We start from the raw sequence: 16,516 nt of genomic DNA, 5'->3' as shown, positions 1-16,516 counted from the left end.
CCCCCCATTACCGCGCAGGGCGCGCAGCGGCTTCGCGCCGAGCTCGAGGAACTCAAGTCGGTGCAGCGGCCCGCGGTGATCAATGCGATCTCCGAGGCGCGCGCGCATGGCGATCTCAAGGAGAACGCCGAGTACCACGCCGCACGCGAGCAGCAGGGCTTCATCGAGGGTCGCATCAAGCAGCTCGAGGGCGAGCTGTCGCACGCCCAGGTGATCGACATCGCCACGCTCGACGTGGGCAGCAAGGTCGTGTTCGGCGCCACCGTGGTGCTGGCGGATGTCGAGACCGACCAGGAAAAGCGCTACCAGATCGTTGGCGACCTGGAGGCCGACATCAAGCTCGGGCTGATCGCGATCTCCTCGCCGGTGGCGCGTGCGCTGATCGGCAAGCACGAGGGCGACGAAGTCAGCATCGACGCGCCCGGCGGCACAGTCGAGTACGAGATCGTTTCCGTCAGCTACGGCTGATCCGGCGATGGCGCCGGCCTCCGTGACACTGCTGCTCCCGGCCGCCGCGCGGCTGGGGCGGCAGCGCCTGTCCAAGGGCACTGCGGCGATGCTGGCGCGCGGCGACCGCCTCGCCGCCGGCGACCCCGGGCGGCGTGCGCAACTGCTGCGGCATTTCCCGCTGGTCGGGCAGGGCTGGCCGATCGCGGCGCTGTCGCGCCAGGCGGATGTCGGCGATGCCGAAGGCGCGGCCTGGCTGCGTGCCGATCCGGCCTGGCTGCGCCCCGACATCAACGGCGTGCGGCTGATGGCCCACGGCGAAGCGCTGGCGCTCACCGCTGCCGACTGCGAAGCGCTGCTGCCCGCGTTGCGGCCGCTGTTCGGCGATGCCGGCTTCACGCTCGACGCGCCGCACCCGTCGCGCTGGTACCTGCGCCTGCCACGCGAGGCGAAAATCCCGGCGTTCTCCGATCCCGGTGACGCGCTGGGCGAAGACATCTTCGAGCACCTCGATACCAGCCCCGAAGGCCGGCGCTGGCGCACGCTGGCCAACGAAGTGCAGGTGACCCTGCACAACCATCCCTGGAACGCCGGGCGCGCGGCGCGCGGACAGTCCCCGGTGAACGCGCTCTGGTTCTGGGGCGGCGGCGCGTTGCCGCCGGTGGTGGAAGGAGGCGGCGTGGTGGGCGGAACGCACGGCTTCAGCGATGACGACACCGCGCGTGCGCTGGCAGCCGCCAGCGGGCGCGGCACGGCGCTGCCGCCGCGGTTCACGCCGGACGCCGGCGTGTATGACATCGAAGGCACGCGTGACCTGCAGTGGATCGAGCGCGACTGGCTGCAACCCGCGCTCGACGCGCTGCGGGCCGGCGCGATCGACGCCCTGGAACTCGACGATGGCGACGGCTGGCGCCTGCGCCTGCGGCGCTGGCATGCGCTGCGCGTGTGGCGCCGCGGCGCCGCGTGGCCCGCCGCTTGAGCGCGGTGCGCAGTATCCGGCGACGACCCGCTCCCGTCGCGCCGGGCGTGGCGACCGCCTGGCCGGCGGACATGCCGCCCCTGCTGCAGCGGATCTACGCCGCGCGCGGCGCGCACGACGTCGACAGCGCGCGCCCGCGCCTGGCCGGCCTGCTGCCGCCCGAGGGCATGCTCGATCTTGATGCCGCTACCGCGCTGCTGGCCGACGCCATCGCTGCCGGGAACCGCATCCTGGTGGTCGGCGATTTCGACTGCGACGGCGCCACGGCGTGTGCGGTCGCGGTGCGCGGGCTGCGCATGCTCGGCGCGCGCGAGGTGCTGCACGCGGTGCCCAACCGGGTGGCGCACGGCTACGGCCTGTCGACCTCGCTGGTGGCCGAGCTTGCACCGTTGCAGCCCGACCTGCTGGTCACAGTCGATCACGGCATTGCCTGCCACGCCGGTATCGATGCCGCGCGCGCCCTGGGCTGGCAGGTGCTGGTCACCGACCACCACCTGCCGGGCGAACGCCTGCCCGCCGCACACGCCATCGTCAATCCGAACCGCGCCGGGGACGGCTTTGCCAGCAAATCGCTGGCCGGCGTTGGGGTGATGTTCTACGTGCTGCTGGCGCTGCGCGCGCGCCTGCGCGCGGAAGGCCGACTGGGTGGAAACGGCCCCGACCTGTCCACGCTGCTCGACCTGGTGGCGGTCGGCACCGTCGCCGACCTGGTGCCGCTCGACGCCAACAACCGCGCCCTCGTCTCGGCGGGCCTGCGCCGGCTGCGTGCCGGCCGCGGCTGCGCGGGACTCAATGCACTGATCGAAGTCGCCGGGCGCCAGGCCGCCACGCTGGGGGCGGGCGATATCGGCTATGCCGTTGCGCCCCGCCTGAACGCCGCCGGGCGCCTGGAAGACATGGCGCTCGGCATCGAATGCCTGCTGTGCGACGAGCCCGAGCGCGCACGCGAACTTGCGCAGCGCCTGGACGCGATCAACCGCAAACGCAGGGTGGTGCAGCAGACCATGCTGGACGAAGCCGAGCTGGCCCTGTCGACCGATGCGCTCGACGCGTACGGCCATGACGGCGGCGGCCGCGCGGCGGTGTGCGCGTTCGACGCCGGCTGGCATCCCGGCGTCGTCGGCCTGGTGGCGTCGAAGCTCAAGGAGCGCCTGCACCGGCCAGTGGTCGCCTTCGCGCCGGCGGAGGCGGGCAGCACCAGCCTGCGCGGATCGGCGCGCTCGATTCCAGGGTTCCATGTGCGCGATGCGCTGGCGGCGGTCGACGCCCGCCATCCCGGCCTGATCGCGAAGTTTGGTGGCCACGCGATGGCGGCGGGGCTGAGTCTCGACCTCGCCGACCTGCCTGCTTTTGAAGCGGCCTTCCACGCCCACGCCGAAGCCATGCTCGACGCCAGCGCGCTGCTGGCCGTCATCGACAGCGACGGCGCGCTGGCGCCCGGCGAGTTCGACCGCGCCCACGCCGAAGCCCTGCGCGACGGCGGGCCTTGGGGGCAGGGGTTCCCCGAGCCGCTGTTCGATGGCGAGTTCGAGGTGCGCGACTGGCGCGTTGTCGGCGAACGCCACCTCAAGCTGACGCTTGGCGTGGCGGGCCTGCGAACGACGATTGCCGCGATCCACTTCGGGGCCTGGCGCGGCGAAGCGCCGCCGGCGCGTGCGCGCCTGGCCTACCGCCTGGCACCGGACGACTACCGCGGCGGCGATGCCATCCAGCTGGTGGTCGAACACCTCGAAGCCTGCTGATCCTGCAGCGCGTTGCGGGCTATCGCTGAATACGCCCCGCTCGCATAATCCGATGGCGCGACCGGGCCAGACGCGGCGTCTGCCACGGAACATCCAAGGATTCCCTGCATGCGAAACGAGACAAAGACGCTGGTGCTGGCCGTCGCCATGGGCCTGTCGCTGGCAAGCACCGCGGCCATGGCGGCGGACCCCGCCACCACTTCGATCACACCCGGGCAACAGTTGCGCGGTGAGATCACCAGCGCGGACATGCTCAACTGGCGCGACGGCACGCGCAGCGAACTGTTCAGCGTCGCGCTGAAGGCCGACCAGGGCGTGCGCTTCGTGGTCGAAGGCCCGCTGCGCGCGCAGCTGTCGCTATACCTCGATGGACAGTTGCTGCGCACCTCGTCCGGCGAGTCGGAGACGGCCACGCTTGCCGTGCGCGCATCGCGCGCAGGCCGCTACGTGCTCGCGGTGAGCGGCAGCGACGCCTCCGCGTACGGGCCATTCACGCTCGCGTCGTCGGAGCTGCAGGTCTACGGCGGCGGCGAACTGGCCAGCGGCGCATCCATCACCGACTGGCTGGACGGCAGCAAGCGCATTCCGCTGCGCATCGAGCGCGAAGGCATGTACTCGGTGCGCATGGCGTCGGACGAGTTCGATACCGTGCTGGGCCTCGAGGGCAACGGCCTGTCGCTGGGCAGCGACGATGCGGATGGCAGCAACTCGCAGCTGACCGCGCGCCTGGCGCCCGGGACTTACACCCTGGTCGCGTCCGGCTACAACGGCCAGGCGGGCGGGCAGTACGAGCTCTCCGTCGCCGAGCGCGAGCTGCCGGCCGGCATCGAGGTGGCCACCGACGGCGACCTTGTCCCGGGCACGGACCTCACCGCGCTCTACCAGGGGCAGCCGGTGACCTATCGCCTGCGCGTGGCGGAGCGGCAACTGCTCGCGCTCGACATGCGCAGCCCGGAGCTGGACTCGCGCCTGCAGCTGACGGGTGAAGGGGTCCTGATCGAGGACGACGATGGTGGCGACCGCCTCGACGCCCGCATCGCAACGGTGCTGGAACCCGGCGACTACGCGGTGCGCGCCTCCGCGTTCAACGTGCAGGGCGGGGCAGGGCTGTTCACGCTGGCGGCACGGCTGTCGCCGGTGCCCGCTGATGCCGGCGGCGGAAGCCTGGAAGTTGGACGGGCGCGCGACGCCACGCTGCTGCCGGGAATGACCGACCGCTACACCCTCCGCATCGCGCGCCCCGGCAGCTACATCATCGAAATGGCATCGGGCGACGGCGTCGACTCCCACCTCAGGCTGCTGCAGGGCGGCGAGCCGCTGGCGGAGGACGACGATGGCGGCGGCGGTTTCGATGCGCGGATCGCGCACGCGCTCAAGGCAGGCGACTACGTGCTGGAAGCATCATCGGCGATGGGTGGCCAGGGTGGCCGCTACCGGGTGCACGTCCAGCGTCGCTGAGCGCTGCATCGGCTGCCTTTCCGGTGAACCCCCGTCGGAAAGGCAGCCACTATCAGCGAATCGTTGCGGCGACGGGAGTGGCGGTCCGCCCGCAGCTGAGCTCGGGTTTGAGCCCGAAGAGGGGGCGCAGCAGAGACACGCGGCGGATCACGAATTCGTGCAGCAGCAGGCATCCGCCGATGGTGGCGAGCGTCACAAGCGCAGGTTCGAGCCACGCACCCAGCCGCAATGGAATCAACCAGTACGCCACCAGCACGATCAGGCTCTGGTGCAGGATGTACCAGGGATACACGGCTTCCGAGGCATAGGGCAGGCAGCGCATGGGCCGGTTGAGCAGCGTATGGCCCCAGGCGAAGATCGCCAGCAGAGTCGACCACATGTAGACCGCCCGCGCGCCGCGTTCGATGCGGCCCCAGGGAAGGTGCGCAAGCGCCGGCGGTATGTCGCCGGCCGGAAGGTATTGCCCGGCCGCCTTCAGGAGCAGTTCGACGCAGATGGCGGCGACCGCGACCGCCAGCATCGGCCAGCGCAGGTCCTGCAGCCGCGTCCAGAACGCGTCCTGCCGCGCCATGGCGTAGCCGAACAGGAACACCGAGAAGTACTCCGCATGCAGGTACCAGTCGCCGACCAGTGCGTGGGTCGGGGGAAACCGTGGGGCCAGGACCACGAGGTAGCCGAAGAACAGGCCGGCCGGCAGCAGCATCAGGGCCCCGTGGCGCGGACGCGCCAGCCAGGCCGCCAGCCGCGTGCCGGGCCGCGAATCGAGCAGGGGGGTCAACGCCAGCAGCGCCATGCTGTAGACCCACAGATACGCCAGGTACCAGAGGTGGTTCCATGTGATGCCGTACTCCGCCCCACTGAAACCGGCTTCCGGCCACGGGCGCACCTGGAGGTAGCGTCCGAGGAACCGCAGGAAGCCGGGTTCCAGCGTGCCCTTGGCGACGCCTTCGCAATAGGCCTGCACGGACACGATGAAGAGCATTCCGAACGCCAACGGCAGCAACAGGCGCAGGCTTCGCCGCAGCGCGAATCCCGGCAGCCCTCGCCCCGGCAGTGACAGTCCGATGGCGATCCCCGAGATGGCGAACAGCAATGGCATGCGCCAGCGGTTGAACACGATCCGGACGTAGTCCAGCCATTCATGGCGATAGCTGCTCGCGATATGGAAATCGGAATCCACCTGGTACACGCCACTGACGTGGTACAGGATGAGGATCGCGAACGCGGCGACGCGCAGGGCGTCGATGTCATGTCGGCGTGGCATCGGTCAGGCCTTTCTCTGGGATCGCCGCACCGTAGCCGGCCCATGCCGCACAGGCCCGTCCCGGGTGATGGCCCGCCGGATTTTGTGACCAATGGTGGAGGGCAGGGACGAACAACGGGTGCCCTCCCGTTACCATGCCGGCATGCACGTCATCACTCCGCAAGTGGCCGTGGATCCGGCCAATGCCTACCTGCAACATCGTCGGCCCTTCGAAATCGGCTACTGGCTGGTGAGCTGCTGCCTGGGCGCGATTGGCGGCAGCTATGAGGAGTGGGCCGACCACCAGCGCCTCGGCGTGCCGCTGGACTGGTGGCAACCAGCCACCTGGTCGTGGAGCAGTGCGCTGGCGAGCCTGGTCCTGGTGCCCGCAGTGCTGTGGTTCACGCGCCGCTGGCCGCTGCACATGGACACGTGGCGGCGCAGGCTTCCCGGGTACCTGGGAGCAAGCGTCGCCTGGTCGCTCACCCACGTGGCGCTCATGGTGGGTATTCGCAAGCTGGTGTATGCCGCCAGGGGCGCAAGCTACGACTTCGGCGACTGGCCCTCTGAATTGCTGTACGAGTATTCCAAGGACGTCCGCACGTTCATCGGCATGGTGCTGCTGCTCCACGGATACCGCTTGTTGCTGCGACGGTTGCAGGGAGAGGCGAGCGTCCTCGGTACCCCCGACGATGTCGCCCAGCCGGGTACGGTCGCGCGGCCGGAGCGCTTCCTGGTGCGCAAGCTCGGCCGCGAGTTCCTGATCGCGGCCGACGATGTCGAATGGCTGCAGGCGTCGGGCAACTACGTCAACCTGCGCGTCCGCGGCCACGATTACCCGTTGCGCAGCACCATCGGCGGTATCGAGGCGCAGCTGGATCCGGCCCGGTTCGTGCGCATCCACCGCAGCTACATCGTCAATATCGACCGTATCGCGTCGATCGAGCCGTTGGACAGCGGCGATGCCCGGGCCCACCTGCAGGACGCCACCCTGCTGCCCATCAGTCGCCGGTATCGCGACGCCGTGTGGCAGGGCGCGAGTGAAGGTCGCGGCATCGGTTCAGCCTGAGCTGCCGGCGGCCGGGTCGGCCGCAGCGGTCGTTCCAGCTAGAATGTGCGGCCACCTGAACCTTCATCCTGCCGCCATGATCGAGCTCAATCCCGTCCGCCAGCGCATCGCCGACCTCAAGGGCCGGCTGGATTCGCTCAGGGGGTTTCTTTGACTACGATGCCAAGCGCGAACGCCTCGAAGAGGTAGAGCGCGAACTCGAGAATCCCGACGTCTGGAACGACGCCGCCCGCGCGCAGGCGCTGGGGCGCGAGCGCTCGCTGCTGGACAAGACCGTCAATGGCATCCGCGACATGACCGACGGACTGGTCGGTGCCGCCGAGCTGCTCGACCTGGCCGAAGACGAGAACGACGACGACACCGCGGACGCGGTGGTGGTCGACGTCGAGCGCCTGGCCGGGCAGGTCGAGAAGCTCGAGTTCCAGCGCATGTTCTCCGGACAGATGGACTCGGCCAACGCGTTCGTCGACATCCAGGCCGGTGCCGGTGGCACCGAAGCCCAGGACTGGGCCGAGATCCTGTTGCGCATGTACCTGCGCTGGTGCGAGCAGCGCGGCTGGAAGACCGAGCTCATGGAAGTCAGCGGCGGCGACGTCGCCGGCGTGAAGTCGGCCACGTTCCGCGTGGAGGGCGAATACGCCTACGGCTGGCTGAAGACGGAGATCGGCGTGCACCGCCTGGTGCGCAAGTCGCCGTTCGACTCCGACAACCGGCGCCACACCAGCTTCACGTCGGTGTTCGTGTCGCCGGAAGTCGACGACGACATCGACATCCAGATCAACCCGGCCGACCTGCGCACCGACGTGTACCGCTCGTCAGGCGCTGGCGGCCAGCACGTGAACAAGACCGAGTCGGCGGTGCGCATCACGCACATCCCGACCAACACCGTGGTCGCCTGCCAGACCGGGCGCAGCCAGCACCAGAACCGCGACACCGCGATGAAGATGCTCGCCGCCAAGCTGTACGAACTCGAGGTGCAGAAGCGCAACGTCGAGAAGGATGCGCTGGAAGCCACCAAGTCCGACATCGGCTGGGGCAGCCAGATCCGCAACTACGTGCTCGACCAGAGCCGCATCAAGGACCTGCGCACCGGCATCGAGCGCTCCGACACCCAGAACGTGCTGGACGGCGACCTCGACGAGTTCATCGAGGCCAGCCTGAAGACCGGCCTCGAAGCCGGCTCCAAGCGCACCGACGCCGCCTGATCGCGCCATCCATCCGGGGCACACAATGCCCCCTCCAGCAAAGAACGCCATGACCCACGCCGCCAGTCCCGCCCCCGCCGACGAAAACGCATTGATCGCGGAGCGTCGCGGCAAACTCGCCGCCCTGCGCGGGCAGGGCGTGGCGTTTCCCAACGACTTCAGGCGCACCGAGCATGCCGGCGACCTGCAGGCCGAGTACGCCGACGGCGACGCCTGGGATGCCGCGGCGCTGGAAGCCACCGGCCGGCGCGTCGCGCTGGCCGGGCGCATGGTCGCCAAGCGGGTGATGGGCAAGGCGGCGTTTGCCGAGGTGCAGGACGTCAGCGGGCGCATCCAGCTGTTCCTGCAGGCTTCCACGCTGGGCGAGCGCTACGACGCGTTCAAGGGCTGGGACGTGGGCGACATCGTGGCCGTCGAAGGCGGCCTGACCCGCACCCGCACCGGCGAACTGTCGGTGCGCGCCGACACGCTGCGCATGCTGACCAAGTCGCTGCGTCCGCTGCCCGACAAGTGGCACGGGCTGGCCGATGTCGAACAGCGCTATCGCCAGCGTTACGTCGACCTGATCGTGTCTCCCGACGCGCGCGAGGTGTTCGTCACGCGCTCGCGCATCATCTCGTCGCTCCGACGCTGGCTGGACGCGCGCCGCTTCCTCGAGGTCGAGACGCCGATGATGCATTACATCGCCGGCGGCGCCACCGCGCGGCCGTTCACGACCCACCACAACGCCCTCGGCCTGGACCTGTACCTCCGCGTGGCGCCCGAGCTGTACCTCAAGCGCCTGGTGGTCGGCGGCTTCGAGCGCGTCTACGAGATCAACCGCAACTTCCGCAACGAAGGCGTCAGCACGCGCCACAACCCGGAGTTCACGATGCTCGAGCTGTACGAGGCCTACGCCACGTACATCGAAGTCATGGACCTGACCGAGACGATGATCCGCGACGTGGCGTCCGATGCCGCCGGCGGCACGCGCTTCGCGTGGGACGGCCACGACATCGACCTCGCGCCGGCGTTCCGCCGCTGGAAGCTCGAGGACGCCGTGCGCGAACTCAATCCGGAGATCAGCGCCGCCGACTGCCGCGACCGCGACGCGCTGGCGCGCCACTGCGAGCGCCTGCGCGTCGCGGTGAAGCCCGGCTACGGTTGGGGCAAGCTGCTGCTGGAGATCTTCGAGAAGACCGTCGAAGCCGGCCTCTTGCAGCCGACGTTCATCACCCATTACCCGGTCGAGGTCTCGCCGCTGGCGCGCGAGTCCGACAGCGAGCCAGGCATCACCGACCGCTTCGAGCTGTTCATCGGCGGCAAGGAAATCGCCAACGGCTTCTCCGAGCTCAACGACCCCGAAGACCAGATGGCGCGCTTCCAGGCGCAGGTCGAAGCCAAGGCCGGCGGTGATGACGAGGCGATGCATTACGACGCCGACTACATCCGCGCGCTCGAGGTGGGCCTGCCGCCCACCGGCGGCCTGGGCATCGGCATCGACCGTCTCGTGATGCTGATCACAGGCTCGGCGTCGATCCGCGACGTACTGTTGTTCCCGTACATGCGGCCCGAAGCGGGTGTGGGCCACGAGTGACGCCCAGCGTCACCGTTTGACCGCTGCCAGCGTCAACTGACGTATGCTCGGGTAGACGGTCCTGTTGCCGGGGGTGCAGCAAAGGCACAGGAATTGCTTGTCTCCGGGAGACCGCGAGGCCAGTGTACGGACCATCGGGGAGCGTCAGGGAGCCAGCGCATTTGAATATCGTCATCGTCGACGACCAGACATCCGCACGCACCATGCTGCGGCACATCCTCGAGGACATCAGCCCGGAGCTCGAGGTGCTGGACTTCGGCGATCCGCAAGTGGCGCTGCGCTGGTGCGAGGACAATCGCCCGGACCTGCTGCTGCTCGATTACCGCATGCCGGTGATGGACGGCCTCGAGTTCGCGCGCCGCTTCCGCCGCCCGCTGCTGCATCGCGACGTGCCGATCGTGCTGGTCACCGTGGTCGGCGACGAGCCCATCCGGCAGGCCGCGCTCGACTCCGGCGTGATCGACTTCCTGGTCAAGCCGGTGCGCCCCCGCGAACTGCGCGCCCGTTGCCGCAACCTGCTGCAGCTCCGCCAGCAGGCGGAATCTGTCAAGCAGCGCGCGCTGTCGCTCGAGCAGCGGCTGTTGTCGAGCATGCACGAAGTCGAAGAGCGTGAGCGCGAGACGCTGACCCGGCTGGCGCGTGCCATCGCGTATCGCGATGCCGGCACCAGCGCCAACCTCGAGCGCCTGGCGGCCGTGGCCGCGATCGTCGCCGACGGCATGGGCATGATGGAGGAGGAGGTACGGGTGATCGAACTCGCCGCGCCGCTCCATGACATCGGCAAGATCGCGATTCCCGATGCGATCCTGATGAAACCGGGCCCGCTGACCGCGGAAGAGACCGCGCTGATGCGCAGGCATCCGGAGATCGGGCACGAACTGCTGAAGGACAGCCAGAACCGCTTCATCCAGGCCGGTGCGACCATCGCGCTGCGGCACCAGGAGCGCTATGACGGCAGTGGCTATCCGGGTGGCCTGGTCGGCGAGCAGATCCCGGTGGAGGCGCGCGTCGTGGCGGTGGCGGACGTGTTCGATGCGCTGGTGTCGAAGCGGCCGTACAAGCGTGCGTGGACGATCGACGAGGCCTTCGAGTTCATCAGCGGGCACAGTGGGACGCTGTTCGATCCGCGCTGCGTCGACGCGCTGGTGCGCAACCGTGGCCGCATCGAGGAAGCATGCGCGCGCTACGCGCCTGCGCCAGCGCTGATCGCCGCGGACTGACGCACATGACACGCGCCCTGCACTGGGCCAGGCAGCGCCTGGCAAACCGCCCCGACAGCGAACACGCGCAGGCGATCGTCCGGCTGCTGATGCTGGTGGTGGTGGAGGCCTACCTGCAGCTGGTGGTCAGCGGTCGCCCTGATGTCGCACAGGCACTGCTGCTCTCGCAGCAGCTGCTGGCCGTGGAGTTCGTGGTCGCGCTCGCCGTCCTGGGCTGGCTATTGGCGCGGCCCGGCATTTCCGCGCCGCGCCGCGTGCTCGGCATGGTTGCCGACTACAGCCTGATGGGCATCGGCATGTACCTGCTGGGCGACCTGCTCGCGTGGCTGTACGTGGTGATCATGTGGGTCACCGTCGGCAACGGACTGCGCTATGGCTCGCGTTGGCTGTATGCGGCGATCGGGTTCGCCGTCGTGTCGTTCGGCGCGGCGCTGCTGGCGACACCGTACTGGCAAGACAATGCTCCCCTGGGCTGGGGCCTGCTCGCCGGCCTGGTCGCGGTGCCGCTCTACCTGAGTTCGCTGCTGAACGCCCTGGTGAAGGCCACCGAGGCCGCCAAGGCCGCCAACGAAGCGAAGAGCCGCTTCCTGGCCAACATGAGCCACGAGTTCCGCACGCCCCTCAACGGCATCGTCGGCATGTCCGAGCTGCTGTCGGCGACGCCGCTCACCGCTGAGCAGCGCGACACCGCCGAGGTGATCCGCACGTCGGCGCGTGCCTTGCAGGCGCTGGTCGACGAGGTGCTCGACATCTCGCGCATCGAGGCCGGCAAATTCGACCATACCGATGTCGATTTCGCCCTGCGCGAGCTGGTCAAGGGCGTGCAGGTCATGCTGGAGCCGAGTGCGCAGGCCAAGGGCCTGGCGTTCGACATGGATATCGCCGCGGAGATCCCCAAGATCCTGCACGGCGATTCCAACCACCTCCGCCAGATCCTGGTGAACCTGCTTTCCAACGCGATCAAGTTCACGGACTCGGGGCGTGTCGCGCTGCAGGTGGCGATGACGTCGGCAGGCGCGGACAGCGTCCAACTGCGGTTCTCCGTCCGCGACACGGGCATCGGCATCCCGGCCGGATCCATCGCGAAGATCTTCGACGCGTTCGAACAGGTCGACACCGGCTTGGCGCGGCGCCATGGCGGTACCGGCCTGGGCACCACGATCGCCAAGGCGCTGACCGAACAGATGGGCGGCACCATCGGCGTCGAGAGCGAGGCGGGCGTCGGCTCGCATTTCTGGGCGGAGCTGCCGTTCGCGACGGTGGTCCACGACGACTCGACGGCGAACCTCGACAACGTCATCGCCTTCGACGACCCGTTCGTGCGCCACCGTGCGCGCGTGCGCCCGATGCGCATCCTGGTGGCCGACGACCAGGGGGCGAACCTGATGGTGATGCGTCGCCTGCTCGAGAAGGCCGGGCATCGCCCGCAGATGGTCGATGACGGTGACGACGTGCTCGTCGCGCTGGAGTCGCAGGCATTCGACGTGGTCATCATCGACCTGCACATGCCCGGCGCGAGCGGCCTGGAGGTCCTCAAGCAGGCCCGTTTCATGGAGGCAGGTCGCAAGCGGACACCCTTCATCGTGCTGACTGCCGACGCGACCGCGGAGGCGCGCGAAGCGTGCGAGCGCGCCGGCGCGTATGCGTTCATGACCAAGCCGGTGATGGTGGAGCGTCTGCTCGAGCGGCTGGCCGCGATTGCCGATGGCGCCGCCCCGGGCGATGCACCCGTGGCGCAACCAACCAATGCGTCCGCGCAAGCCGCGATGGACAAGAGCGTGATCTCGCAGCACATCCTCGACGAGCTGCGCGAGATGGGCCTGGGCGAAGTGTTCGTGCAGCGCTTCCTCGTCGAGTGCACGCGAGACGCGCGAAAGTGCGTCGCCGATCTCGACGTGGCCGGTGCGGCAGGCAACTGGGACGAATTCCGCGATGCCTGCCACGCGCTCAAGGGCGCGGCCGGCAACATGGGCGCGGTGCGACTGGCCGACACGGCTTCAGAGGGAATGCGCATGTCCGCCGACCGGCTGTTGCGCGAATGGACCGGCATCGTGCGGATGGTGCGTCAGCAGCTGGAGCAGGCGGTGACGGCGCTGCGTGATCGCGGGGACCTCTCGCGGGCCGACGCAGGCGCCGGCCCCGAGAGTGCCTGATCCCGGTCCTTGACTCAGCGGGCGGCGGCTTCCACGTCTGCTTCGGGTTCGGGGCGACGCAGTTGCGCACGCACCAGCCGCTCCATGATGCGCAGCTGCTTGTCACCGAGCTGCAGCGCGGTGTCCACCCAGATGCGGGTGATGTCCATCAGCTCCTGGTGGCTGACGGGATTCACGACTTCGCGCACGCGATGCAGCGCCAGGCGCGCGGCGGCGATGCGACGGTTCTGGCGGATGACTTCATGCACAGCACGCACGCCTTCACCCTTCGGCACGAGGACGTCCACCACGCCCATGCGGTGCAGGTCGTCGCTCGAGTACATGACGCCGTTGAGCATCATTTCTTCGGCAAGCTTCGGCGAAACACGGCGCGCGAGCAGGGAATAGGCGCCCATGCCGGGGAACAGCCCGAACAGCACCTCCGGGAAGCCCATCTGCACGCCGCTCTCGGCCACGATGGTCTGGCAGGCCAGCGCGAGTTCGAACCCGCCGCCCAACGCGTCGCCTTCTACCAGCGCGATGGTGTGCGCGCTGGGGTGCAGACGCGAATGCAGGAGGTGGATGTTGTCCACGCACTCGCTGGCGTAGCGCATCAGCCCGTCACGGTCGCGGGCGCGGATCAGCTGCGCGAACAGCGCGAGGTCGCCGCCGAGGTTGAAGACATGGGTGTCGGAGCCCAGCACGATGTGCGACAGGGCGACACCCGTTCCGGCAGCTTCTGCGGTGGCCGAGATCCCGTCAATCGCCTCGCGGGCGAACAGGCGCAGCTCGCGCAGCAGGCGCGGCGAGAAGCAGGCGCGGTAGGTTGGATCCGAGAACGCCTGCTGGGCGTGCATGAAGCACCAGTGCGAGTCGTTCGAGCGGTCGTGCTGGATGCGAAGGGTGGTGAGGTCGGTGGCGGCGTTGCCGTGCAACAGTTCTACGTTGGTCATGTGGAGGTCCCCCTGTACGCCAGAGCGCCCCCGGCCGGGCCTACCGGCGGAGCCCTGGGATGTTTTCAAATGCCCGCCGGCACTCTATGCGCCGTTTATGGCCCGCCGGCAAGCGGCAGGCATGACTGGCAGGGGCAGGGGACGCCCCGGGGCGTCACTGCGTGACGCCCGTCACATTATTGGACTAGGCCTCGTCGCGTAGTTCGCGCCGCAGGATCTTGCCGACATTGGTCTTGGGCAGTTCGTCACGGAACTCCACGTAACGCGGCTGCTTGTAGCCCGTGAGCTCGGCGCGGGCATGGGCCTTGACCTGTTCGACCGTGAGCGACGGATCCTTCTTGACGATGACAACCTTGACCGCCTCGCCGGACTTCTCGTCCGCCACCCCGACCGCGGCGACCTCGAGCACACCCGGCATCATCGCGATCACGTCCTCGATCTCGTTGGGGTACACGTTGAAGCCGGACACCAGGATCATGTCCTTCTTGCGGTCGACGATGTAGAAGAACCCGGACGCTTCCATGCGCGCCATGTCGCCGGTGTGCAGCCAGCCATCGGCGTCGATCGCTTCGGCGGTGTCCTCCGGGCGGTGCCAGTAGCCGGCCATGACCTGCGGCCCCTTGATGCAGAGTTCGCCCACTTCGCCCGGAGGAAGCATGCGGCCTTCCTCGTCCTTGATGCAGGCATCGGTGGACGGCACCGGCAGGCCGATCGAACCGTTGTAGTCGGCCAGGTCCATCGGGTTGATGCAGGCCGCGGGAGAAGTCTCGGTGAGCCCGTAGGCTTCGACCAGGGTGACGCCAGTGACCTTCTTCCAGCGTTCGGCGACCGAGCGCTGCACCGCCATGCCACCGCCCAGCGTCAGGCGCAGCTGGGAGAAGTCGACGTCCTCGAACCCGGGCGTGTTGAGCAGGCCGTTGAACAGCGTGTTGACGCCGGTGATCGCAGTGAACGGCTCGCGCTTGAGCTCCTTGACGAAGCCGGGCATGTCGCGCGGATTGGTGATCAGGATGTTCTTGGCGCCGAACTTCATGAAGACCAGTCCGTTCGCGGTGAGCGCGAAGATGTGGTACAGCGGCAGCGCGGTGATCATCACTTCCTTGCCGGGCTGCGCCTGCTGACCCACCCACGCCGACGCCTGCTGCATGTTGGCGACCAGGTTGCGATGGGTGAGCATGGCGCCCTTGGCAACGCCCGTGGTGCCGCCGGTGTACTGCAGGAAGGCGATGTCCGCGGGCGCGATGTCCACCGTCGGCATTGCGTGGCGCGCGCCCGCCTTGAGCACGTCGCGGAAGCGCGTTGCGCCACCGATGTTGTAGTCCGGCACCATCTTCTTCACGTACTTGACGACGAAGTTGACGATAGCGCCCTTGGGGAAGCCCAGCATGTCGCCGAGGCCGGTGGTGATCACATGCTCCACGGCGGTGTCGGGAAGGACCTTCTCGACCACCTGGCCGAAGTTGTCCATTACCAGGATTGCCTTCGCTCCCGAGTCGACCAGCTGGTGGCGCAGTTCGCGCGCGGTGTACAGCGGGTTGGTGTTGACCACGGTCAGCCCCGCGCGCAGTGCGCCGAACGTCGCGATCGGGTACTGCAGGCAGTTCGGCATCATGATCGCGATGCGGTCGCCTTTCTTGAGCTTCAGCTCGCAGAGCAGATAGGCCGCGAACCGGGTGCTGAGTTCATCGAGCTCGCCGTAGGTGATCGAAACGCCCATGCAGGAGAACGCGGCCTGGTCGCGGTACTTGGCGATGGCGCCTTCGAGCACCGCGTGGATCGACGGGAACTCCTCGGGATCGATCTCGGCGGGGATGCCCGCGGGGTAGTTCGCCAGCCACGGACGCTCGGTGCTACTCATGCATTCCCCTCCTGATTGCAGTGTCGGCACGCGCGATGCCGCAGCATGCCTGCTCCGATTGGAGCATAGCGTTTGCGTGCCGGGCAAGGCGCAGTGCAGCTATGATGCGCGCGATCGCGGCGACGCGCTGGACAGGAGCTTGCGATGCACGTTGGACGACAGCGGCGCCCGTGCGCGCCGTGGCTTGCGACGATGCTGGTGGTGCTGGCGATGGCCGTTTCCGCATGCGCCAGGACACCACCCGAGCAGGCGCTGCGCGAGGCCTTCAATGGCCTGCTCCAGACGGTCGAAGCGCGTGACGCGGCCGGGCTGCGCGGGTTCCTCGCCGAAGATTTCATCGGCCCCGACGGCCTTGACCGCGACGGTGCGCGGCGGATGGCGGCGTTGTACCTGATGCGCCACGACGGCGTGGGCGCGACCACGGGCCCGCTGGACGTTGCAGTGCAGGACGACCACGCGCAGATCCGCTTCAGCGTGGTGCTGACCGGGCGCGCGAGCGCCAGGATGCTGCCGGACAGCGCACGTGCGTGGCAGGTGGACACCGGCTGGCGCCTGGTCGATGGCGAGTGGCGGATGACCAGCGCCGACTGGTCGCCGGTCGCAGGGTAGGTTTCCGGGGCCGGGCACGCATGCC

At 68.7% G+C, this 16,516-nt stretch carries 13 protein-coding genes; 10 read left to right on the top strand and 3 right to left on the bottom strand.

The features are described from left to right. The first annotated feature begins 6 nt into the window (after nt 1-6). The 4 genes from greA (at nt 7) to JGR64_RS07090 (ending at nt 4,626) form a co-directional block, all read left to right on the top strand. Nucleotides 7-468, top strand: a complete 462-nt coding sequence (greA, locus tag JGR64_RS07105; RefSeq protein WP_182823687.1) for a transcription elongation factor GreA — start codon at nt 7-9, stop codon at nt 466-468. 22 nt (nt 469-490) lie between these two features. Next, nucleotides 491-1,426 carry a phosphoglycerate mutase gene (locus tag JGR64_RS07100; protein ID WP_199372682.1) on the top strand — a complete coding sequence of 312 codons (936 nt, stop codon included), beginning with the start codon at nt 491-493 and terminating at the stop codon, nt 1,424-1,426. Between the two features lie 71 nt (nt 1,427-1,497). Beyond that, entirely contained in the window at nt 1,498-3,168 is a 1,671-nt protein-coding gene (recJ, locus tag JGR64_RS07095) for a single-stranded-DNA-specific exonuclease RecJ (RefSeq protein ID WP_199372681.1), read from the top strand. A gap of 108 nt (nt 3,169-3,276) precedes the next feature. Then, nucleotides 3,277-4,626 carry a hypothetical protein gene (locus tag JGR64_RS07090; RefSeq protein ID WP_199372680.1) on the top strand — a complete coding sequence of 450 codons (1,350 nt, stop codon included), beginning with the start codon at nt 3,277-3,279 and terminating at the stop codon, nt 4,624-4,626. Between the two features lie 52 nt (nt 4,627-4,678). Here JGR64_RS07090 and JGR64_RS07085 read toward each other — a convergent pair whose 3' ends face one another. Beyond that, nucleotides 4,679-5,890 carry an acyltransferase family protein gene (locus tag JGR64_RS07085; RefSeq protein WP_199372679.1) on the bottom strand — a complete coding sequence of 404 codons (1,212 nt, stop codon included), beginning with the start codon at nt 5,888-5,890 and terminating at the stop codon, nt 4,679-4,681. Between the two features lie 142 nt (nt 5,891-6,032). Here JGR64_RS07085 and JGR64_RS07080 point away from each other — a divergent pair, with 142 nt between their 5' ends. From JGR64_RS07080 to JGR64_RS07060, 5 genes are all read left to right on the top strand, one after another. After that, the gene (locus JGR64_RS07080; protein WP_199372678.1) at nt 6,033-6,938 is read left to right on the top strand and encodes a LytTR family DNA-binding domain-containing protein; all 906 of its coding nucleotides are present in this window, start codon (nt 6,033-6,035) and stop codon (nt 6,936-6,938) included. Between the two features lie 76 nt (nt 6,939-7,014). After that, a protein-coding gene (gene prfB, locus JGR64_RS07075) for a peptide chain release factor 2 (protein ID WP_199372677.1) occupies nt 7,015-8,143 on the top strand; the annotation gives its coding sequence in 2 pieces (ribosomal slippage) (nt 7,015-7,089 and nt 7,091-8,143; 1,128 coding nt in all). A 49-nt stretch (nt 8,144-8,192) separates the two neighbouring features. Further along, complete coding sequence (gene lysS, locus JGR64_RS07070) at nt 8,193-9,719, top strand: lysine--tRNA ligase (protein ID WP_199372676.1); 1,527 nt, start codon at nt 8,193-8,195, stop codon at nt 9,717-9,719. A gap of 122 nt (nt 9,720-9,841) precedes the next feature. Next, on the top strand, nt 9,842-10,939 hold the full coding sequence (locus JGR64_RS07065) for a two-component system response regulator (protein ID WP_255531420.1): 1,098 nt from the start codon (nt 9,842-9,844) through the stop codon (nt 10,937-10,939). A gap of 5 nt (nt 10,940-10,944) precedes the next feature. Next, nucleotides 10,945-13,092: an ATP-binding protein gene (locus JGR64_RS07060; RefSeq protein WP_199372674.1), complete on the top strand. Its 2,148-nt coding sequence runs from the start codon at nt 10,945-10,947 to the stop codon at nt 13,090-13,092. 14 nt (nt 13,093-13,106) lie between these two features. Here the strand turns inward: JGR64_RS07060 and JGR64_RS07055 are convergent, their stop codons facing one another. Continuing rightward, nucleotides 13,107-14,024: a crotonase/enoyl-CoA hydratase family protein gene (locus JGR64_RS07055; RefSeq protein ID WP_199372673.1), complete on the bottom strand. Its 918-nt coding sequence runs from the start codon at nt 14,022-14,024 to the stop codon at nt 13,107-13,109. Between the two features lie 184 nt (nt 14,025-14,208). Next, nucleotides 14,209-15,882, bottom strand: a complete 1,674-nt coding sequence (locus JGR64_RS07050) for a long-chain fatty acid--CoA ligase (protein ID WP_199372672.1) — start codon at nt 15,880-15,882, stop codon at nt 14,209-14,211. 144 nt (nt 15,883-16,026) lie between these two features. Here JGR64_RS07050 and JGR64_RS07045 point away from each other — a divergent pair, with 144 nt between their 5' ends. Further along, nucleotides 16,027-16,491 (top strand): nuclear transport factor 2 family protein, encoded by a 465-nt coding sequence (locus tag JGR64_RS07045; protein ID WP_199372671.1) that lies wholly within the window; start codon nt 16,027-16,029, stop codon nt 16,489-16,491. The last annotated feature ends 25 nt before the right edge of the window (nt 16,492-16,516 follow it).

This window comes from Luteimonas sp. MC1572 (genome assembly GCF_016615815.1).
Lineage (GTDB): Bacteria > Pseudomonadota > Gammaproteobacteria > Xanthomonadales > Xanthomonadaceae > Luteimonas.
The sequence above is the reverse complement of the archived record's forward strand: the minus strand, read 5'-3'. Positions and strand labels throughout refer to the sequence as shown.

Coding starts and splice junctions, on each gene's coding strand:
- JGR64_RS07090 (WP_199372680.1), top strand. CDS start 3,277: ATGCGAAACGAGACAAAGACGCTGGTGCTGGCCGTCGCCATGGGCCTG.
- JGR64_RS07050 (WP_199372672.1), bottom strand. CDS start 15,882: ATGAGTAGCACCGAGCGTCCGTGGCTGGCGAACTACCCCGCGGGCATC.
- JGR64_RS07080 (WP_199372678.1), top strand. CDS start 6,033: ATGCACGTCATCACTCCGCAAGTGGCCGTGGATCCGGCCAATGCCTAC.
- recJ (WP_199372681.1), top strand. CDS start 1,498: ATGCCGCCCCTGCTGCAGCGGATCTACGCCGCGCGCGGCGCGCACGAC.
- JGR64_RS07085 (WP_199372679.1), bottom strand. CDS start 5,890: ATGCCACGCCGACATGACATCGACGCCCTGCGCGTCGCCGCGTTCGCG.
- JGR64_RS07045 (WP_199372671.1), top strand. CDS start 16,027: ATGCACGTTGGACGACAGCGGCGCCCGTGCGCGCCGTGGCTTGCGACG.
- lysS (WP_199372676.1), top strand. CDS start 8,193: ATGACCCACGCCGCCAGTCCCGCCCCCGCCGACGAAAACGCATTGATC.
- JGR64_RS07055 (WP_199372673.1), bottom strand. CDS start 14,024: ATGACCAACGTAGAACTGTTGCACGGCAACGCCGCCACCGACCTCACC.
- JGR64_RS07060 (WP_199372674.1), top strand. CDS start 10,945: ATGACACGCGCCCTGCACTGGGCCAGGCAGCGCCTGGCAAACCGCCCC.